The sequence below is a fragment of the Dellaglioa algida DSM 15638 genome (assembly GCF_001434695.1).
GTDB lineage: Bacteria > Bacillota > Bacilli > Lactobacillales > Lactobacillaceae > Dellaglioa > Dellaglioa algida.
On sequence record NZ_AZDI01000003.1, the window covers coordinates 38,541 to 57,953 of the forward strand.

22 protein-coding genes are annotated in these 19,413 nt (G+C 35.8%); 5 read left to right on the forward strand and 17 right to left on the reverse strand.

Annotated features, from left to right (window positions below; translation table 11 throughout):
• Positions 1–276 precede the first annotated feature (276 nt).
• Positions 277–1,599 carry an MATE family efflux transporter gene (locus FC66_RS03390; RefSeq protein ID WP_057973978.1) on the forward strand — a complete coding sequence of 441 codons (1,323 nt, stop codon included), beginning with the start codon at positions 277–279 and terminating at the stop codon, positions 1,597–1,599.
• A gap of 20 nt (positions 1,600–1,619) precedes the next feature.
• On the forward strand, positions 1,620–1,967 hold the full coding sequence (locus FC66_RS03395; protein WP_057973979.1) for a VOC family protein: 348 nt from the start codon (positions 1,620–1,622) through the stop codon (positions 1,965–1,967).
• 127 nt (positions 1,968–2,094) lie between these two features.
• Here the strand turns inward: FC66_RS03395 and FC66_RS03400 are convergent, their stop codons facing one another.
• A complete protein-coding gene (locus FC66_RS03400) occupies positions 2,095–3,672 on the reverse strand; it encodes a DUF805 domain-containing protein (RefSeq protein ID WP_057973980.1) in 1,578 nt (525 codons plus the stop codon).
• A 289-nt stretch (positions 3,673–3,961) separates the two neighbouring features.
• Between FC66_RS03400 and FC66_RS03405 the strand changes: the two genes are divergently transcribed.
• On the forward strand, positions 3,962–4,618 hold the full coding sequence (locus FC66_RS03405) for an ABC transporter ATP-binding protein (protein WP_057973981.1): 657 nt from the start codon (positions 3,962–3,964) through the stop codon (positions 4,616–4,618).
• Positions 4,611–5,369, forward strand: coding sequence for an ABC transporter permease (locus FC66_RS03410; protein WP_057973982.1), 759 nt, complete (start codon positions 4,611–4,613; stop codon positions 5,367–5,369). Before FC66_RS03405 ends, FC66_RS03410 begins: the two co-directional genes overlap by 8 nt.
• Before the next feature lie 45 nt (positions 5,370–5,414).
• On the opposite strand, the gene FC66_RS03415 is transcribed toward FC66_RS03410, so the two are convergent.
• From FC66_RS03415 to FC66_RS03440, 6 genes are all read right to left on the reverse strand, one after another.
• A complete protein-coding gene (locus FC66_RS03415) occupies positions 5,415–6,074 on the reverse strand; it encodes an ABC transporter ATP-binding protein (RefSeq protein ID WP_057973983.1) in 660 nt (219 codons plus the stop codon).
• A 21-nt stretch (positions 6,075–6,095) separates the two neighbouring features.
• On the reverse strand, positions 6,096–7,553 hold the full coding sequence (locus FC66_RS03420; RefSeq protein WP_057973984.1) for an ABC transporter permease: 1,458 nt from the start codon (positions 7,551–7,553) through the stop codon (positions 6,096–6,098).
• A gap of 152 nt (positions 7,554–7,705) precedes the next feature.
• Complete coding sequence (locus FC66_RS03425; RefSeq protein WP_057973985.1) at positions 7,706–8,575, reverse strand: DegV family protein; 870 nt, start codon at positions 8,573–8,575, stop codon at positions 7,706–7,708.
• A gap of 65 nt (positions 8,576–8,640) precedes the next feature.
• The gene (locus FC66_RS03430) at positions 8,641–9,003 is read right to left on the reverse strand and encodes a fluoride efflux transporter FluC (RefSeq protein ID WP_057973986.1); all 363 of its coding nucleotides are present in this window, start codon (positions 9,001–9,003) and stop codon (positions 8,641–8,643) included.
• Positions 9,000–9,395, reverse strand: a complete 396-nt coding sequence (gene crcB, locus FC66_RS03435; RefSeq protein ID WP_057973987.1) for a fluoride efflux transporter CrcB — start codon at positions 9,393–9,395, stop codon at positions 9,000–9,002. Before crcB ends, FC66_RS03430 begins: the two co-directional genes overlap by 4 nt.
• Before the next feature lie 109 nt (positions 9,396–9,504).
• Entirely contained in the window at positions 9,505–10,593 is a 1,089-nt protein-coding gene (locus FC66_RS03440) for a DUF871 domain-containing protein (RefSeq protein WP_057973988.1), read from the reverse strand.
• A 338-nt stretch (positions 10,594–10,931) separates the two neighbouring features.
• Between FC66_RS03440 and FC66_RS03445 the strand changes: the two genes are divergently transcribed.
• Positions 10,932–11,672, forward strand: a complete 741-nt coding sequence (locus FC66_RS03445; RefSeq protein ID WP_057973989.1) for a hypothetical protein — start codon at positions 10,932–10,934, stop codon at positions 11,670–11,672.
• 53 nt (positions 11,673–11,725) lie between these two features.
• Here the strand turns inward: FC66_RS03445 and FC66_RS03450 are convergent, their stop codons facing one another.
• The 10 genes from FC66_RS03450 to larA form a co-directional block, all read right to left on the reverse strand.
• The gene (locus FC66_RS03450) at positions 11,726–12,592 is read right to left on the reverse strand and encodes an NAD(P)-dependent oxidoreductase (RefSeq protein ID WP_057973990.1); all 867 of its coding nucleotides are present in this window, start codon (positions 12,590–12,592) and stop codon (positions 11,726–11,728) included.
• Between the two features lie 116 nt (positions 12,593–12,708).
• Complete coding sequence (gene trxA / locus FC66_RS03455) at positions 12,709–13,038, reverse strand: thioredoxin (RefSeq protein WP_057973991.1); 330 nt, start codon at positions 13,036–13,038, stop codon at positions 12,709–12,711.
• 18 nt (positions 13,039–13,056) lie between these two features.
• Positions 13,057–13,794: a TerC family protein gene (locus FC66_RS03460; RefSeq protein ID WP_057973992.1), complete on the reverse strand. Its 738-nt coding sequence runs from the start codon at positions 13,792–13,794 to the stop codon at positions 13,057–13,059.
• A gap of 122 nt (positions 13,795–13,916) precedes the next feature.
• A complete protein-coding gene (gene larE / locus FC66_RS03465) occupies positions 13,917–14,747 on the reverse strand; it encodes an ATP-dependent sacrificial sulfur transferase LarE (protein ID WP_057973993.1) in 831 nt (276 codons plus the stop codon).
• 25 nt (positions 14,748–14,772) lie between these two features.
• Positions 14,773–15,108, reverse strand: a complete 336-nt coding sequence (locus FC66_RS03470; protein ID WP_057973994.1) for a hypothetical protein — start codon at positions 15,106–15,108, stop codon at positions 14,773–14,775.
• Positions 15,109–15,125: 17 nt separating this feature from the next.
• Positions 15,126–15,839 (reverse strand): MIP/aquaporin family protein, encoded by a 714-nt coding sequence (locus FC66_RS03475; protein WP_057973995.1) that lies wholly within the window; start codon positions 15,837–15,839, stop codon positions 15,126–15,128.
• A gap of 2 nt (positions 15,840–15,841) precedes the next feature.
• Complete coding sequence (gene larC2 / locus FC66_RS08160) at positions 15,842–16,279, reverse strand: nickel pincer cofactor biosynthesis protein LarC2 (RefSeq protein WP_057973996.1); 438 nt, start codon at positions 16,277–16,279, stop codon at positions 15,842–15,844.
• A gap of 35 nt (positions 16,280–16,314) precedes the next feature.
• Entirely contained in the window at positions 16,315–17,091 is a 777-nt protein-coding gene (gene larC / locus FC66_RS08165) for a nickel pincer cofactor biosynthesis protein LarC (protein WP_057973997.1), read from the reverse strand.
• Between the two features lie 14 nt (positions 17,092–17,105).
• Positions 17,106–17,852 (reverse strand): nickel pincer cofactor biosynthesis protein LarB, encoded by a 747-nt coding sequence (larB, locus tag FC66_RS03490; RefSeq protein WP_057973998.1) that lies wholly within the window; start codon positions 17,850–17,852, stop codon positions 17,106–17,108.
• 12 nt (positions 17,853–17,864) lie between these two features.
• Positions 17,865–19,139 carry a nickel-dependent lactate racemase gene (larA, locus tag FC66_RS03495; protein WP_057974075.1) on the reverse strand — a complete coding sequence of 425 codons (1,275 nt, stop codon included), beginning with the start codon at positions 19,137–19,139 and terminating at the stop codon, positions 17,865–17,867.
• Positions 19,140–19,413: the final 274 nt, after the last annotated feature.

Below are 19,413 nucleotides of genomic sequence, written 5' to 3' on the forward strand. Positions count from 1 at the left end.
AGTATCCTTTACGATTATAACATAAGATAAGCCCTGACTACCTTTTAATCAAAGCGATTAACCATCATTTTTTCACGATTTCTTAATTGTTAGTCCTAGCTATTTTTAGTGATAGTTGCTAGAATAAAGAAAGTTCAAGCAGAGTAAAATCGCCGGGTTTTACAAAAATAATAGTTATCACATCCAAGAGGCCATTTTTTCAATGAAGGATGTTGGTACCTATTTTTTATTACTCTTTATTGCGTGATAAAAAATAGGTGTTAATAGGAGAGCAAAATGACCAACCAACCTGTATCAATCCGTCGCGAACTTTCAGGATACGTGACGCGAAACGTTTTAAGTACTTTAGGCTTATCTGTTTACCTTCTGGCGGATACATATTTTATCGCCAATGCAGTCGGCACCACTGGACTAGCCGCCTTAAATATTGTCTTACCACTTTTTAATTTATTAAACGGTGTTGGACTAATGCTCGGAATTGGTGGCGCTACCTTGTTCTCTATTTTAAAAATTAAGGATCAAGCGGCCAGCAAAAAGATTTTCTCGCAGGTTTTAGCCGTTGGCATTATTTTTGGTCTAGCATTCTCGGTTTTTGGCTTTTTATTCATGAGCCCACTACTTCATTTTCTAGGTGCAAACGCAGGAACCTATGGATTAGCCTCTGAATACCTTACTTATATTCTATTAGCTGCACCATTTTTTGCATGTAACTATCTAGTTTTAAGTTTCATTCGAAATGATAATAATCCGCAATTATCAATGATTGCAATGCTAGTCTCTAGTCTATTCAATATCGTTTTCGATTATATTTTCATGTACCCCTTACATCTTGGTATGGGCGGGGCCGCAATGGCAACTGCCGTTTCTCCAATTGTTGCCTTATCTATCCTAACGCTTCATCGTAAAAAAGAAGATCGACTTTTAACGCTTCAAAAACCAACTATTCATTTTAAAATAATCAAAAGGGTTGTCCAACTTGGATTTCCTGTCTTTTTAACTGAAATGAGCACGGGCGTCAGCATCTTTGCTTTCAACCTTGTCATCTTAAGTCTAGCCGGAAATACTGCTGTAGCAGCATATGGCATTATTGCGAATATTATTTTAGTTGCCTTATCGCTTTTCAACGGTGTTGCCCAAGGAATTCAACCTTTATTGAGTCGAGAATTTGGGATTCAAAATTGGCCCGAAGTTAAACAGATTCTACGTTTTGGCTTAACCGTCAGTTTCGCCATTGGAACTATTTTGTACCTCGCATTAACATTTGCAAAAGGACCTATTATTGCGCTATTTAATAACAGTAATAATCAAGAACTCATCCATTACGCGGAAATAGGGATCCCAATCTACTTCTTAAGTTTATTCGGTTCATCCCTCAATATTATCTTTAGTATGTTCTTCTCAGCAATCGAAGAACCTAAACACGCGTTAGTTCTAGCAGTTCTTCGCGGTTACATTTTATTATTAAGTTTACTGTTTATATTCGCCCACTTCTTCGCTTTAACGGGTGTTTGGGTAGCATTACCTGTTACCGAATTAATCGTCGTTGTGGTAAGTACTTTGTTCTTATTCAGTTTTTTCAACAAACAACTTAAAAAATAACAGAAGAAGGTCCCGTATTCATGAAAGTTAAACGTTTTGAAGCAATTACAATACCTGTTTCCAATATCCAAAGAAGTTTACGCTTTTATCATGAAGTCTTTGATATGACCGTTATTGAAAATAGCGATCAACCAACTGTTCATTTTGGCCATCAAAAAATCATCTTTGAATTATCAAATACATTTAAGCCAATGACACTTAGTTTCGTTGTCAGCGACCCAATGCCAGCTATGGAGAACCACTTAAAGAATTATTTTGTGACGATTCTTAATGGCCCAATTGATAAATCAGATGTTAAAAATGCTCAATCAATCACAATCTCAGATCCAGATAACCACATAATTGAATTAATTAGCTATCAAAAATAGCTTTAAGAGGTCAACATCTAGATTGGATGTTGACCTCTTTTTGTTGCACATAAAAAGGCTAGTTAGTTGCTATGGCACGCACTAACTAGCCTAAAGAATAATCTATTTAATTCAGCATATTTATTTCTTATTTATTAAGTCCGTAATTAAATATAACTAGTCGATCAATAAATGGTGCTCGGAATAGCCCAAATCTGAAGCCACTATACTCTGCCGCTGCACCCTCAAATAATAGACTTATTTGTTTTTCGCTTGGGTCAACACTCACTTGTTCAATTGATGGTGGTAAATATAAGCTTGCTATTAATGTTGATTTATCATTTTTTGAATTAACATTATTAAATTTAAACTGACCATCAAAAGCCTCGCTCTGTATCATTAATTTACTTGCACTGTCGCCGTTACTCTGCGTGTATACAGCCATTACCGTTTTAGAATCAGGAGAAGGTATTACTGAAAATCCTTGCATTCGATTATATCCCGGAGTGTACGACTTAATAACATTATTTTTTTCCAATACTTGTGCGGCACCGCCTAAGGTCGTCACATTATCAGGAATTGGCGTTCCCTGCATTGTTTTCTTGGTAACTAGCCCCGTTTTATGGTCGACTTCGATATCAGTTACACTGCGGTCGATCTCACTTTTTCCGTATTTAACAATTAATAAATTATTTTTATAATATGACAGTCCTGATACTTTGCTTGCCCAAGGTAGTTTAGCATTTTGTGTTGCTTTAATTGGCTTTTTCATTTTGGTAGCATCGTATTCGGCAATCTTTTTAAGTGAAATACCTTCTATTCTAGCTGCCGTCTTAGTATCATTCGAGACCCAGAGGAGGCCATGGTCTTGATCAATGGCAAGTCCCCCAACATGGGATTTACTACCCAAAATAATTGTTTTTTCATATTTCCCATTACTTTTATTTACCACATAAATAACGGAGTTCAATCTATGATTACCATCGTATGCACTAATTAAATATTGATCACTTGTCTCCGCTAATCCTTGCGGTACCCAGTTAGTCCCAAATGATGCTTCTTTTGTATCATGATTAATTGACCAACCACCACGTAATCCCGGAATAATCACTGTTCGATTTTTTCCTTTAGTCATACCCGTAATTTTCTTATCAGAATACTTTGAAACCATTTGATCAAATTGATCATCCGTTAATAACGCATGTTGTTCCGCCGTCCACTTCTTAACCTGTGATGCTTCATAAGTTTCATCACCGTAAGTTCCTAGGTTCTTCCACATAACACTTCCTAATGATAAAACAATAACAATTACTGACATAACAGCGAGTCTAGGCTTGCTGACATAATAATCTAGTTGCTCGTTTGCATCGCCCTTTGTTGGTAACACCATTAGAACAAAGAACCAAATTGAACCAATACCAGGAATTAATTGTATTAATAGCCACCAACCCGATCTTTTCGTATCATGCAGTCGACGAACTTTAATCGATAACGTTGCCAGCCAAGTCAAAATGACAATAAATTCAGATAACATATTCATCATCAATATATTAATACTATCAACATCACTAAATGCAATCGATTTAGAAAGAACGTTATCTAAAATGGTAATCACGATTCCACTTAATATATAATTAATAACTATTGCCCACCAATAGTTTTTACGCCTAGTGCGTCCAGAAAAATCTAAAATATGTACCCAGAAATCTTTATATGCTTTTATCATTGTAAGGCCCCTAATCCTATTTTTTTACTGAGATAGTTGGAAATTAATCCATCCGTATTCAGTATTTTATCTCACCACTTATGCTTGTCCAGTGTCCCCCGATACTTTCCATCCAAATATATTTTTCTCGTGCAATATTTATCTATCAAATATTTTAACTAACTATTGCACTATTTGTCAATTAATAAGCGCTGAATAGGGCGTAGTAGCCCGCTTTTATAAAAATTTCCATCTATGGACTATCCGTCACGAACGTGATAATCTGGAGTCGTAGAAAGGTGGGGGCAACATGAAAAATATTATCGATTTACAAGGTGTTTCATTAAAAATTAATGATCAATCAATTTTGAAACACATCTCTTTTAAAGTGAACTCGGGAGATTTCCTAACAATCACAGGACCATCCGGAAGTGGTAAAAGTACCGTCCTAAAATTAATTGCGGGGTTAATTTCAAGAACTTCCGGCGATATCAAATTTGAGAATCAATCAATCGACGGTTATGATCCAATAGACTATCGTCGAGACGTTTCTTATTGTTTTCAAACGCCTGTTTTATTCGGCGAAACAGTTAAGGATAATCTGGAATTTCCTTATGTGATTCGCAAAAAAACTTTTGACGAGGCACATGCGATTGCTGAACTTGAATCAGTGGGGCTACCTAGTCATTATTTAAGCAAGTCTATCAACGAATTATCTGGTGGCGAAAAACAACGAGTCGCTTTAATTCGTAATCTCATTTTTTTACCTAAAGTTCTTTTACTCGACGAGATCACGAGCGCTTTAGATTCCGAAAGTAAAAAAATTATCCATACACTAATTAATCACCTAAATGACTCAAATAAAATCACAATTCTTGCTGTCACGCATGATGACAACGAGATACAAATGGCTGATCAATTGATTAACATTGAAAACGGCCAGATGATGGAGGTCACTCATGAATAATTTAGCCGTTAATAATCTTTCTCTCGTTTTCGCTTTTTCATTAGTTGTGGTTTCGCTTGGAATTGTATACAAGGAGAAGCTAGGCCTAGAAAAAGATATCATTTATAGTGTTATCCGTGCGATTATTCAATTAGTTATCGTCGGTTATATTTTGAAATATGTCTTTAACATTAACAATATCATTCTAACGTTAGTTATGATGTTCATTGTTTTCTTTAACGCCTCGTATAGCGCCTATAAAAAAAGTGCGGGAATTCCGCACAGTTTCCAAATTTCATTTATTGCCATTTTTTGCAGTACCTCGGTTACACTTGGCCTTTTACTTTTGGCCGGAACGTTAAAATTTATTCCTTCGCAAATCATCCCTATCACTGGGATGATTGCCAGTAACTCAATGGTCGCGATTGGTCTTTGTTACCGAAATCTTAATAGTAACTTCCGTGACCAACGACAACAGATTTTAGAAAAATTAGCTTTAGGGGCAGATTTAAAACAAGCATCATACCCAATCATCCGTGAAAGTATCAAGACGGGGATGTCACCAACAATTGACTCTGCTAAAACAGTTGGAATTGTGAGTCTACCTGGGATGATGTCCGGATTAATTTTTGCCGGCGTTGATCCAGTTTTTGCAATTAAATACCAGATTATGGTTACTTTTATGCTACTTTCAGCAACAAGTATCTCATCAATCACTGTCTGTTACCTTTCATATAAACAATTTTTTAACGATAAAAAGCAATTACGCTAAATTAAAAATCCGTAATCAGTTAAATTCTACTGATTACGGATTTTTTTAATCTATCATTTGAAACTGACGATCTTTTAGAACATATTGTACATCACACATTTGAGCGACATCTGGTTCGTGAGTAACGATAATAACACATTTACCTTGAGATTTAGCTAAATCTTGTAGTAGTTCAATAATTTCCTTTGTGTTAGCTTCATCCAAATTACCAGTTGGTTCATCTGCAACGACAAGTAGCGCGTCACAACACATCGTTCTGACAACAGCGACTCGCTGTTGTTGCCCACCAGAAAGATGTTGGACGTTCTTCTTTGCCGTCTCTTCGTCAATACCCACTTTCTTCAACATTTCAATCGCATATTCTCTATCACCCGAGTGTGATGCTCCAGTGATGGCCATTGCCGTCATTAAGTTTTCCAATGCCGACATATAAGTGAAAAGGTTATACGATTGAAAGACAATTGAAACATCTTTATTTCGATAACGTGTTAACCCAATTCTATTAATCGCCTCACCTTCATATAATATTTCTCCAGACTTAGGCTTATCTAACCCCGCAATTAACGAGAGAAAAGTTGTTTTTCCTGATCCACTTCTTCCGACAATAGCATATGATTTACCTTTTTCAAAAACTAAGTTAACATTTTCAAATAATGGGTTATCCTTATTTTCATACCAATAAGCAATATCTTTAATTTCAATCATGTAATCAGTCCTTTCCGTTATTTATGAAATCAATATTTTTTTAGGTTCAAGCCGTAAAATACCGAATGACGCCAGCATAATTGAGATGAAGATAATTACGAGTCCCATTCCACCTAACTCTACTAAATCTTTAACACTAACTGTTGTACTTAAGTTTTTTAATTTTTCAGATTTAGTCGCTTGTCCCATCGTACCGCTCGGAACCGAACCACCCGGTCCTCCTTTAGTTCCACTTAGTGCTCCTCCTTCAGCATTTCCGCCAGGACCGCCTTGCATATCACTTGAAGTCGACGAGATTGTAGCCGTTGTTGTTTGTTGACTGATTAACTGATCACCGATGACATTACCGACAAACTTACCCCCAACGCCCGCAACAACCAATGACACAATTAATACCATAAACATTTCAACAAAAAATTGTGCAATCACTTTCCAACGTTTTTCACCTAATGATAATAAAACCCCAATTTCGTAACGACGTTCCCTAATCATTAATATAACAATCAAGGCAAGGATAATCGTTCCCGCAACTGCCACCAATATAACAATCTTTTGCGCAAAACTTTTAATATTATTTAAGGGTGTCAGCATTGATTGGTACGTACTATCATTCGTTGACATTGAAAATTTAGATGTATTAATTAGTTTTTTAGCAGCCTTAGTAAAGTCTGCTGATTTCGCTGGGTTACTTAATGTATACACAACAGAGTCAACAGTTCCTTTATATTTACTACCTTTTAACGTATTCGCAAATGTATATGCCGTGTAAATTGTATTTGATGGATCATTAGCACCTGGTCCACCTCCATTTGCAGAACTAGTCGAACTTGCTTTGTAAATTCCGACAACTTTTACTTTATATTTTGTGCCACTCGTAGATTTCATCGTGATTGTATCACCCGTTGAAATCTTATTCGTAGAAGCAAGTTCTGTCTCAATCACAACATTTTTTGTATTTAGATCACTTGCAGTTAACCCACGACCTTTAGTTATTTTTGCACCGTTAGAACTCAAGGCACTCGCAGTTGAGCTGACACCTGAAATCGTTAAATCTCCGGTTGATGCCGCTGATTTCATTTCTTTTCCACCCATGCCACCCTGACTTGAATCTGACGTTGTAATGGCGTCGAATGAAGAAGCGTTCGCAGTCGTTGACGTTGTCAGACTGTAGCTTTTTACATTGCTTAACACACCAATCTTTTTAGCCGTTGAAACTTCCACTCCAGCCAAATTTAACGACGGTTTTGATTTCGTTGAACTTGATGCTTTCATGTCACTAAAAGCCTTGTCACGATTAGCCGCTAGCGTGACCGTTGCGCCCGCACTTTTTTTCGCATCATTTGCCGCAGTTGTTGCTGCATTTTGAATGATTAAGCCTGCTAGTACGAATAACATAATTGCCGACATAACTAAAATAAGTAAAAAAGTCCGTCCTTTTTTTGCCTTAATATTTAATAAAGCGCGTTTAAAAAAATTCATATTTATTTCCTCCATATCCTCATGGGCTATTTGATAAAAACAAGCATAACTAATAAATATGAATTATTTTTGACCATTATCGGAATATTTTTACTTTATATACAAAAATAGGTTTATTCTGAATTATTATCCAGAATAAACCTATTTACTTTTTAATCTATTAAACTTTCCCAATTTCTAGACCAGATTAATCCTAAACATTTTTCACCGGTATGAACGCCAACAAGAGGTCCAATATATCCCGATTCAAAACGCATATCAGGAAAACTAGTTCTTAAATCTTGTCCCCATTCAGCCTGAAGATCTGGATTATTTGCATCAATTAAATCAATACGAACTGGATAATCAAGTGCACGCGTTGCTTCCGCGAATTGAGCCTTAATTTCCGAGTAAGCATTCTTCATTTTACGTTCCTTACCAATTGCAATGATTTTACCTTCTTTGTCAAAAGTTAAAATTGGTTTAATTTTTAAAATATTACCCACAAATCCAGAGCGATTTGATAATCGTCCGGTCCTCATCAAATGATTTAGATCGTCAACAACAAAAAGAACGTGCGTTGTTTCTCTTAATTCAGTTAATTTAGCCATGATTTCGGTAACATTCTTATCTTTTCCGGCCATCGTTGCGGCTAGTTGAACCATGTTTCCCATTCCCGCACAGTCAATTTTAGAATCGAAGACATGGACATTAATTGAAGTAACTGATGGCGCAAATGCCTCAAGGTTACCAACTAGTCCACTAATCCCTGATGATAAGTGTATACAAATGACATCGGTGTATCCTTCGGCAGCAAGTGCCTCAAACTTTTCCTCCATCTCACCCATTGACACTTGTGAAGTCGTTGGTAGAACATCTTCTGTTTTTAGCAATTGATAAAATTGAGTTGCCGTTAAGTCGGCATTTTCATGATAGACACGATTTCCAAATAATACTGGGTTATTGACTACTTTAATATCTAATTGTTCAACAATCTCGTCTGCAAGATATGCCGAACTATCTGTTAATACAGCAATTTTCATTATTTCACATCCCTATTTTTACTATCCTATCACATATTACGGTTGAATACCTTGAATATCATCATTTACGCGCCTAATTGGCGACCAATAACTAATCCTAACAAAGCCATTAATCCACCAATAAGATAACTCGCTAATAAATAAATCATAAATAATGATATCTTTTGATTCTTAATCAACTTAATTAATTCAAAATTATAAGTTGAGAATGTTGTAAATCCACCCATTGTTCCCGTACCGAGTAGGACAAGCATTGGACTTGTTAGATTCAGACCCGTTAGAATTCCCAAAACAAGGCTACCCACAAGATTAATTATCAATGTTCCCGCTGGAAATCGGTTAGTTAAAAATTGATTACTTAAATTAGTTATTCCATATCTGAGCATTGCGCCAATTGATGCACCAACACCCACTAATAATACCATCATAAGTTATCACCTTGCTTTCGCCAATCGCCCACATGGTTTCCGAATGAATAACCAACTAGCGTTAACAACAAGCCGCCAACAATCGTTGTTAACCCATAAATCAGAGCGTACCACCATTGTTGCGTTTCAATTAACGTTACAGCTTCTAAGCTATAAGTAGAAAAAGTGGTGAATGCTCCAATAAATCCTGTTTTCATGCCTAAGTTTAACCATTCAGGAACTTTCTCAGTTACCTCAACGTATTGAACTAAAAACGCTAAGATAAAACAACCAACTAAGTTAATTATCAAGGTCCCGAGAGGAAATCCATCAGGTTTTATAACCGCTAACCCAAGTAAGTATCGACTTATCCCACCAAAGAAAGCAAATATTGCAACAATTATATAATTCAATTTTAATACCTTCTTATTCAATTTACATTTAATCTCTTTATTTTACCGAAATTTTCAATTAATACCAAATTAAAATGGGCCGCTAGAAATTATCTAGCGGTCCATCTGGTTAATCTTGGCTTAATTTAAACTGACTCCAAGGTTTCAAGAAATCAAGTAAAAATAGCTCATCGTCTGTGATATGACCGACGACATTTACTCGCCCATCATTTTTCATTTCTTTCAGTGCAATTTGCGTTTCACCTTTATACTGTCCATATCCTTCATTATCAATTAATACGTCACCGCGTTTAATTTGGACTGTGTTGTGTGCCGGAAAGTCTTTATCTTTATAAACAACTCGTGTCATTGTTGAACGTAGGATATAAGCAGACCGATCTCCACGATAACTATGTACATTATCTAATAAAACAGTCCGTTCAACTTCAGTAATATCCGGAACAGTTTCAATCTTAATTGTTGGATAGTTGGCATTAAATGCGTCCGCGGCTGCCTTTAATTCTGTTTCTGAGGCATACGCGTTTGCGATAATCACATCGTCAATTAGATCAGTCATCACCATGTGTTTAACTTCTGTTGCAATATCTAAATGACGGTGATCTTCTAACGTACATAACCCATCTGCAGTTGGCCATGGTCCAAAAGTTGCTGAATTGGCATTCACGAAAGCCGCTGTATTTAAATTGTATTTTTTAAACTTCTCGCTGCAAGCAACGAAAAAGTTATACTCTAATCCTGTGTATTCATGTGGATAAAAATTATGTGAACCTAATAAGTTTTCCCTTTTTGGTGAGTAACTCATAATGTTATCCACATAGTTAGTCCCAGAACTCATATTAATCTCAATTTTTAGATCATATGGGTTGCGGGTCATTGCAGCTTCTTCTGCTCCAGTGAATCCTAAATCTAAGCGAACACCGTAAGCACCCATATCATCAAAGAATTTTAAATCTTCATAGCTAATATTTAATTGTTCAAATAAATCAGGGTTAATATCAACCATCACTTCCATACCAAGTTGATTTGCGTAAGCAACTGTCTTTTTAAATTCTGCTAACACCTTGTCTTTTCCGTCGGTAACTTGTAATAAGCTTGTAAATACCCGTTTATACCCGTATTTACTTGCTAAGTCTAGGTATGCTGCATCATCATCAAAGTTTGATCGTTCTGGATAAATCGAAACGCCTAATTTTCCCATCATTATTCCTCCTAAATAGTATTAAGGTCTATACCAATAGTATAAAGGTTATTATATGCGATTGAAAGCGTATTCTAAAAATAATCTCAATTAAATCTAAAGAATTCATTAATGTTAAGGTTATTTTAAGCTTCATGTTGTATATTGAACTTATCCCAAAACAACATAAATAACTAACCTTTATACTTTTTCATTTCTCCTCCAAAGTAATGAAAGAGAGAGCTAATTTATTAGCTCTACAACTTACTCCCTAGAGACTGCCTTCCCAGCAGTCTCTTTTTTTGTTTCTAAATATTAAGGTCCATGTTAAAATTTTAGTCATAAAGGAGAAATCAATAATGACACCTATTTATACAATTATTCAACTCATTCTCCTCAGCGTGGGACCGCTTCTCATAGCCGCATACTCATTAACCGCCGTAAATAATAATACTAAAAAACAATTATCAATAAATCAACAACTGTACTTAGGTTCAATCGGCATCATCATTCATGAATCAAGTCATGCAATCATGGCGTTTATCTTTGGTTTTCGAATCGATGAAGTTAAACTAATTAAACGACCTCATCCAGAAATTGGTGATAACTCGCTTGGCTTTGTTCGTTACTATTCTCCATCAAATCTACGAGGCAAGATTGGCGGTGCAATGACCGGAATCGCACCAATTATTGGATGTTCCATTGCCATCATTGGTCTTTTTTCATTATTATTGCCGCAATCATTTAATTTACTAGTAGAGATGGTCACTAATCAACAGTTTACCGCTTCATTGTTTTCAAAATTGTTAACCTCATTATTCCAAAATTGGTCATCGCATCTTATCTTGTGGCTAGCCATCACAATATCTATCACCGTTGGCGGTTTTGATCTTAGCTCGGCCGATAGAACAGGATTTGGTCTAGGATTCAGTTTATTAGCCTTTTTAAACGTTATTCTTTACTACGTATTTTCCCTGTTCAATCAACAAGCGTTGATTATGACTTTACTATTAACTATCGCAGGTCCAATTATTTTCGTAACTATTTTAATGTTATTTTTACTACTCGTAACTAATTTAATTGTCAAATCACTTAAATAGTTATAATAAAGACGGCATCCCCTATATGGAGATGCCGTCTTTATTATTATCACTTATTTCCACCATAATTTAATTAATGCTTGCGTTCCATCATTACCTAAATTAGCTTCGTCCACCAATTTTTCGTACAATCTTTTAGCTTCTTTCGTCGATGGTAAATCGATATCCATCTTTTCCGCTTCATCCAATGCGATTCGTAAATCTTTAAGAAAATGTTTTGCGAAGAATCCTGGCGTATAATCGTCTTTTAAGATTCGTGGTGCGTAATTTGCCAAACTCCAGTTCGCAGCACTACCGCCACCAACGGTCTTGATAACACTTTCTAAGTCCAAGTTTGCAGCTTTTGCATAAACTAATAACTCAGTCATCCCGGTCATTGTTCCAGCTATCATAATTTGGTTAGCCATTTTAGCGTGTTGCCCTGAACCATACCCGCCAAACAACGCAATTGTTGTTCCCATTTTTTCAAAAATAGGTTTCACTTGTTCATAGATATCTTCATGTCCACCAACCATAATTGTCAATTTTGCATTTTTGGCACCAATATCACCACCGGAAACAGGTGCATCTAACGCAAATATATCATGGCCTTCTGCATAATCACCAATTTTTTTTGCCAATGTTGGCGTACTTGTCGTCATATCAACCACGATTGATCCTTTTTTAGCACCCGCAAAGATACCGTTCTCTTCAAAATAGATAGTATCCACATCCGTAGGAAACCCGACCATTGAAAATGTAATATCACTTTGTGCCGCAACCAATTGCGGTGAATCAGCCCAAATAGCACCTTGGCTAACTAACGCATCCGTTTTTGATTTCGTTCGATTAAATACCCTTACTTCATAATCTGCTTTTAATAAGTTACTGACGATTGCCGCACCCATTACGCCAGTTCCCACAAACCCAATTTTTTTCATAATAGTTCCCCTTTTCAACAATTTCTTTTAGTATGCGCCTTAAAGATTTCAACCGCCATTAATAACACATGAGATTAACAAAAAACCACCACAAATTAAATTGTGGTGGCACTCGCTTAGACTGTTTTATTTTGTGTTATCTTCTCACTTAAATACGCCGAAAATTCACTTTTGTCATGGTATCCGACAACCTTTTCAATTGCTTTGCCATCTTTAAAAAGTAAAAAGCTAGGTATGCTCATAACATCGTATTCTAATGCCGTTTCTTTATTTTCATCAATATTCAATTTTACAAATTGGATATCGGATTTAAATTCTTGTTCTAATTCATCAACAACTGGTGCCATCATTAAACAAGGACCACACCATGGTGCCCATAAATCAACAATCGTTAACCCCGACTTTGTGTATTCAGTCATCGTTTGATCCGTTACTTTTGTTACCATTTCGTCGTCCTCATTTCGTTATTTTTTATTTTGAATATTGTACATATGCACTAAAGTTGTCAGTATAACGGCCCCGAAAACAATTCCAGCAAACAGAATTGACGAAATCTCGATCCCAATTTGTGGGATTGAGACAAATAATTTCACCGCAATCAAAGCAATCAACATATAAGCCATTGATTCTAATTCTGGCACAACCTTCATTAATTTCATGATTAATGTTGCAATTCCCCGCATCGCTAATATTCCAAACATTCCACCAATTAAAACAACTACTGGATTAGTTGAGATGGCAAGGGATGCTAAAACGGAATCAATCGAAAAGACAATATCCATCATCTCAATTGAGATAACAACGGACCAAAATAATGAAAAAGGTCCTTTACGTCCGTTACCCTTTTTTTCCACTTTAGGTTTTGGCGTTTTAATTTTTGAGAAGAAGTAATGCCCTGACAGGTAGATAAGATACCCCGCACCAATAACTTTAATTTCCCAAAAATCAATTAAAAATGTACCAATTCCAATAATGATGAATCGGAATATGTAAGCACCCCATAATCCATAAAATAACGCTTTTTCTTGTTCCTTTTTGTTAGGTAATTTTTGCGTTTGAGCGGCTAATACAATGGCATTATCCACCGATAACAGACACTCAATTACTGCTAGTGATAGGATAATCATCCAATCACTACTCGATTCAACAACTGTTTTCCAATTGTTGATGTCAAAAAATGGTCCATATAAGTTTGCTAGCATTTATGTCTCAGACTTTCTTTTAATAATTTTTGTGAATAAGTGTAGAAGGCTATTATACAACAATTTAGACATTATGCAAAAAGGGCAATAGACGTTTGTCTATCACCCTTTTCACTTAAAAATTAAGCGTACATTTTTAATTGCTTGTCAGAAAGTACTTGGTTCATACGGCCACTTTTAAAACCTTTAAGATCCATCGTAACGTACTTAAAGCCTAAATCAATTAGTTTAGCATTCACGTCTTCATTCAAAGCAAGTAACCCATTTAGTTGTTCAGCGGGAACTTCAACGCGAGCAACATCTCCATGGAATCGAACACGAACGGTTGTAAAACCTAAACCGCGAAGATAATGTTCCGCATCCATTACCAACTTAATATTATCTAACGTTAGTTTTGTATCATATGGAAATCGTGATGATACCGAACATGAGGCTACTTTGTTCCAGTTATTTAAATTTAGCTTTTGTGCTAACTCACGTACATCAGTTTTATAAAAATCTGCATCCTGTAAAATGCTCTTAGCGTTAGCTTCATCTCTGGCTCTCAAACCGGGTCTAAAGTCACTATTATCATCCATAATCATACCATCCAAAACGGCATCATACCCTTTTTCTAAAGCAATTTTATTCAATGCATCATAAAACATTTTTTTAGAATAGTACCAGCTATCAGGGGTGTTGTTACTGATATGAATATCTGATAAATAATTTAATTCAGTGCCGTAAACAGTTGCGCCCATTTCTTCAGCGAGCGTAATTGCTTTATTATATTCTTCATCTGTAAACAATTCAGAATTAGCAATAACAGCTAAAACATTTTCTTTACCAAGCGTTTTTAGAGCCATTTTTAAAACCAAAGTACTATCAATTCCACCTGAGAAGGCAACAATTACCTTATTCATTTTTTTAAGATTAGCTACAATTGCTTGTTCTTTTTCATCAATAGTTGTCATTATAATTTCTTCTTTCAGTGTTTTATTATTTTATTTGTGTTGATAACTCTGTTAATTGATTATACTGTTCTTTTAATACGTCATCCGTTGTCCACTGGATACTGTCAATATTACTAATAAAATCATCATTTAATTTATTCGTACACTGACAAATAGTTTCATTGATTGACTCATAATTACTTTTTAATTCATCAGATAATGAGGCATAAATATTTTGAATTAACGTAAATTCTGAATAACTCTCTTCCAGTAATGCTAGTTTAGTAGCTGTTAAAGATGTCGAAAATATTGCTCGATTATATAGATTTAATAATCTTTCGAATGAGTCTTTATATAAGCTCAATTGCATATCAGTTTTCATATTTTACTCATCCCCTATTAAATATTAAAGTATGAATGCATAAATAATGCCGCAACCACACCACCACAAATTGATCCAAGACCGGGAGCAACAAGCGCATATTTCCAGTCACTAGTTGCTTTATTTTTAAATGGAATAATAGAATGTGCTAATCTTGGACCCCAATCACGAGCAATGTTCATTGCGAAACCTGTTGTACCACCAAGTCCCATACCAACGGCCCAAGTTAAGATACCAACGGCAATTGGCACAACGCCAGCAGTTTTTATTTCTGAGATTGCTAAAATTGAACCGATAAAAATAAATGTTGCCACAAATTCGGCAAAGAAGTTACGTGGTAAATTTCTGATTTCTGGTGCTGTGCTAAAAATATTACGAATAGCAGTTGGGCTGACTTCACCCTCAGATGCCTTGAATTGATCTTTATACATTACGTAAACGAGTAATGAACCACACATACCACCAAAAACTTCTGCTAATGATAGTGGGATAAGTTGAATCCATGGTGTATTTCCTAAAATACATTGTGCCAAAACCATTGCTGGATTTAATGACACGCCACCGAATACAAATAATGCTACAGTAATACCAAATCCCCATGTTGTAACAACAAAAATATCACCTGAACCACGATATTTTGACCCTTTTAAAACGTTATTACAGAAAACCCCTGTCCCAAATACACACATTAAGCCTGTTGCTAAAAACTCTGAAATCATTTGATGCATCATTATTAAATTACCTCTTCTTTATTTTTTTGCCACTCATTTGAAACTAATTGATAGACCTCTGCTAAAGACAATTGATTTTCTTTAGCAATTTTTTCACAATCATCATACTCAGGACTATATTTTTTAATTTCTTCATAAGTCGCTATTTTTATGCCCACAACACCATATTCTGTTTCAACAGAATCAAAATGCCTTTTCATAATTGTCCGATTGAGCGTTTGGTAGCGAACACCCAATGTACTTGTATATTTTAAAAATAATTTTGTTATTTTTTCTTGATCCAATGGATTGCATAATGCAGTCACCTTATAAGCCGGACGATTTTTTTTCATTTGAATTGGCGTGAAGAAAGCATCATAACTTCCTTCACTCATCAATTTTTTCATTAAATAACCTAATTCTTCACCCGTTTGGTCATCAATATTCGCCTCAATACTCATCACAGAATCGTCGTTTTGGTCAATGACTTGTGAACTTAGTTTTTTTTTTCGAGTAGTAGGACACGCAGTGCGTTAAAGCCACCCGTTTCTCTCTTACCAAATCCATAGCCAATTTTTTCTACGGTTAATTCACTTGGTATCTCACTAAATTCTGACACGATATTTTTTACAATACCCATTCCAGTTGGCGTAATTAATTCCGTATGAATTGACGCATCTTGCTTAATTGGTATTTGACTACCAACCCGCATCTGCATAACAGCCGGAACTGGCACTGGCATTCTACCGTGCGCAACATCAATAAATCCGCTACCGTCCGTCAAAGTAGAAGAAATAACTTTGTCTACATTTAATAAATCTAATGCCACAAAACAACCGACAATATCAACAATTGAATCTAATGCGCCAACTTCATGGAAATGAATTTCAGAGATTTCAACATGATGAACGACTGCTTCTGCCTTAGCAATTTCAGTGAAAACATCGCTTGCTTGTTCTTTAATTGCATCTTTCAAATCACTATCATCAATGATTTTTAATATATCAGCTAGATGTCTCACGTCATGGTTATGATGATGCACGTGATTTTCAACAAATCCATGATCTTTTTCACCATGATGCATATGAACATCGAAACTAGTACCAAATATGCTACTTTTTAAAATTTTTTCATTTTCTAAGTCGTAGCCGGATACGTTTATTTTGGCTAATTCTCTTTTAAACTCTTCAAAGTCGATTCCTAAATCAAGTAAAGCTCCAATGAACATATCGCCGCTAATGCCTGAAAAAGCATCTAAATATAATGTATGCATATTTTTGTTCCCTTCTATAAATGATTCATCATACTTGCCGAATATCCCGCGCCAAATCCGTTATCGATATTAACGACGGTAATTCCAGATGCACAGCTATTTAACATCGTTAAAAGTGGCGTAACGCCTCCAAAACTAGTACCATAGCCCACACTTGTTGGTACCGCTATTAGCGGTGAATCAATTAATCCACCTACAACGCTTGCTAGCGCACCCTCCATTCCAGCAATCACAATAACAACCTTCGCACCTTGAATGACATCAAGACGGTTAAAAAGTCGACTAATTCCTGCAACGCCAACGTCATACACGCGTTCTACTTTGTTACCATAAGTTTCAGCCGTAATCGCTGCCTCTTCTGCAACGTCCATGTCTGACGTACCAGCTGTTACAATCGCCACATAACTTTCAGTTGTTGGTATTTCATGATTTGTAACGGTCACGCATCTTGCTTTTTCAAAATATATAGCATTTTTATTAGACTCTTTAATAATTTCAAATTTTTCTTTTGAAATACGAGTACCTAAAATGTTCAATTTATTTTGAGTCATAACCTGCATGATGCCAACGATTTGTTCCGCTGTTTTACCTTCTCCGTAAATAACCTCGGGGTACCCATTCCGTTTTTCTCGAGCTAAATCAACTTTAGCAAAGTCGAGCTCTGCAAATCCAGAATTGTTAATTTTATCCATAGCATCTGTGACATCAGCTCGGCCAGCTGCAACTTCCATTAATAAATCTTTCAAATTTTTTTGTTCCATTTTTATTTTCCTTTATTTAACGATAACGCCTAATCCATCAGGGATAACTGCAACTTTAGCATCTGCGCCTTCAATTGCGTATGCCATATCTAGTGCTTCATCAATCGTCTTAGCTAATTTCATATGCATATCCGCAATCAACTTAGGATCAACCAAATCTGAGACAAAGATGACATCATGATTAACTAAAATTCTTGCTAATATTTGTGACGTCCATTGATCAGGAACCGTTTCTGTCTTCGGCGTATTAATCGCTTTATCCAAAAATTCTTGAGGGTCATCACAATCGGCAATATTATGGTAGAAACCTTCTCCACCATGCCCGTCGCGAGAACCGGCAACCATAATGATAATACCGTGTTCCTTATTCGTAGCCTCGGCGGATGTCATCCCCTTAACTGCTTGGTAAATATTTTGATCTAGAGGGTAGCCACCATTTGTTGAAATCGTGATATCACTTTGTACTTTTGGCACTTCTGATAAGCGTTTAACAAACGCGCAGCCTTCAGCATGAGCTTCTTCTAAATCGCCTGCAAAAGAACCTATAATTTTTTTATTTTCATCTAAAACAACGTTAATAATAAATTGTAAATTGGCCGTTTTAGCAGCATAAACCATATCTTTATGAATAGGATTATGGCTGATATTCCCCGTTCTTGCCTTAGGCGAGTTAATAAATGGTCCTGAATGGTTAGCTAAAATTGTTTTATATGAAGCAACACCAGGTAAAACAGATTTACGACCACCTGAAAATCCGGCAAAGAAATGAGATTCAATAAACCCTTCTGATAAAAGTAAATCAGCTTCTACTGCCACTTTGTTAACGATACATTCACCACCTGAGGGTAATGTACCGATTTTTGCCATTGAAGAATCATCCTCAGAGTTATGAATCACGATTTCTTCATTTGCGACAATATCTTCACCATACTTATCTACAAGTTCTTCATGTGTTGATGCCCTATGGAATCCTGTAGCAACCAAAATCCGAATTCTGGCGTCTGGTGCAACTGATCGAATTCTTCTTAATAGGATAGGTGTAATAATTTTTGAAGGTACTGGGCGAGTATGATCTGAACTAATGATGACAATATTTTTTTTATCTTTTGCTAACTCTTCTAGCTTAGAACCGCCAATTGGGTTGTCTAATGACCGCTCAACTGTTTCTTTCTCAGTTAGTTCGTTATGATATGTTGCAGCTTCTGAAACTAATTTTCCGGCAAAATTCTTATCTGCGATGTTCACCGTAATCATCTTTTTATCATATGGTAATTTTATTGATACCATTTTATGTGTCATTTCCTTTCCCTATGCTTGCTTTTATAACATTTGAATTATATCGTGAGTTACAAATTTAAACTCTCTCTTTTGGCGTTGCTATTTTATACGTTTAATTATTGTCTACATTTGTATCCTTTAAATCAGTCATTTTTTGTCATCCTTTGGCTCTATACTTTTGTTATGCAATTAGAACTACATGAATGTAAACAAATGTGTACAATTGTGATATAGGCGTTTTTTGTTTCTCACCTTGTCATATGTTAAAGATTAACGTTGTTTG

What these genes read in the sequence shown, in the direction of transcription:
- FC66_RS03415 (WP_057973983.1), bottom strand. Translation starts at nt 6,074, where the DNA reads ATGATTGAAATTAAAGATATTGCTTATTGGTATGAAAATAAGGATAAC.
- FC66_RS03395 (WP_057973979.1), top strand. Translation starts at nt 1,620, where the DNA reads ATGAAAGTTAAACGTTTTGAAGCAATTACAATACCTGTTTCCAATATC.
- FC66_RS03400 (WP_057973980.1), bottom strand. Translation starts at nt 3,672, where the DNA reads ATGATAAAAGCATATAAAGATTTCTGGGTACATATTTTAGATTTTTCT.
- larA (WP_057974075.1), bottom strand. Translation starts at nt 19,139, where the DNA reads ATGGTATCAATAAAATTACCATATGATAAAAAGATGATTACGGTGAAC.
- larC (WP_057973997.1), bottom strand. Translation starts at nt 17,091, where the DNA reads ATGCATACATTATATTTAGATGCTTTTTCAGGCATTAGCGGCGATATG.
- FC66_RS03450 (WP_057973990.1), bottom strand. Translation starts at nt 12,592, where the DNA reads ATGAAAAAAATTGGGTTTGTGGGAACTGGCGTAATGGGTGCGGCAATC.
- FC66_RS03445 (WP_057973989.1), top strand. Translation starts at nt 10,932, where the DNA reads ATGACACCTATTTATACAATTATTCAACTCATTCTCCTCAGCGTGGGA.
- FC66_RS03470 (WP_057973994.1), bottom strand. Translation starts at nt 15,108, where the DNA reads ATGAAAACTGATATGCAATTGAGCTTATATAAAGACTCATTCGAAAGA.
- larC2 (WP_057973996.1), bottom strand. Translation starts at nt 16,279, where the DNA reads ATGAGTATTGAGGCGAATATTGATGACCAAACGGGTGAAGAATTAGGT.
- FC66_RS03430 (WP_057973986.1), bottom strand. Translation starts at nt 9,003, where the DNA reads ATGATGGTATTATTAGTGGGTGTTGGTGCATCAATTGGCGCAATGCTC.
- trxA (WP_057973991.1), bottom strand. Translation starts at nt 13,038, where the DNA reads ATGGTAACAAAAGTAACGGATCAAACGATGACTGAATACACAAAGTCG.
- FC66_RS03425 (WP_057973985.1), bottom strand. Translation starts at nt 8,575, where the DNA reads ATGAAAATTGCTGTATTAACAGATAGTTCGGCATATCTTGCAGACGAG.
- larE (WP_057973993.1), bottom strand. Translation starts at nt 14,747, where the DNA reads ATGACAACTATTGATGAAAAAGAACAAGCAATTGTAGCTAATCTTAAA.
- FC66_RS03440 (WP_057973988.1), bottom strand. Translation starts at nt 10,593, where the DNA reads ATGGGAAAATTAGGCGTTTCGATTTATCCAGAACGATCAAACTTTGAT.
- FC66_RS03410 (WP_057973982.1), top strand. Translation starts at nt 4,611, where the DNA reads ATGAATAATTTAGCCGTTAATAATCTTTCTCTCGTTTTCGCTTTTTCA.
- FC66_RS03460 (WP_057973992.1), bottom strand. Translation starts at nt 13,794, where the DNA reads ATGCTAGCAAACTTATATGGACCATTTTTTGACATCAACAATTGGAAA.
- FC66_RS03405 (WP_057973981.1), top strand. Translation starts at nt 3,962, where the DNA reads ATGAAAAATATTATCGATTTACAAGGTGTTTCATTAAAAATTAATGAT.
- FC66_RS03390 (WP_057973978.1), top strand. Translation starts at nt 277, where the DNA reads ATGACCAACCAACCTGTATCAATCCGTCGCGAACTTTCAGGATACGTG.
- FC66_RS03475 (WP_057973995.1), bottom strand. Translation starts at nt 15,839, where the DNA reads ATGATGCATCAAATGATTTCAGAGTTTTTAGCAACAGGCTTAATGTGT.
- larB (WP_057973998.1), bottom strand. Translation starts at nt 17,852, where the DNA reads ATGGAACAAAAAAATTTGAAAGATTTATTAATGGAAGTTGCAGCTGGC.
- FC66_RS03420 (WP_057973984.1), bottom strand. Translation starts at nt 7,553, where the DNA reads ATGAATTTTTTTAAACGCGCTTTATTAAATATTAAGGCAAAAAAAGGA.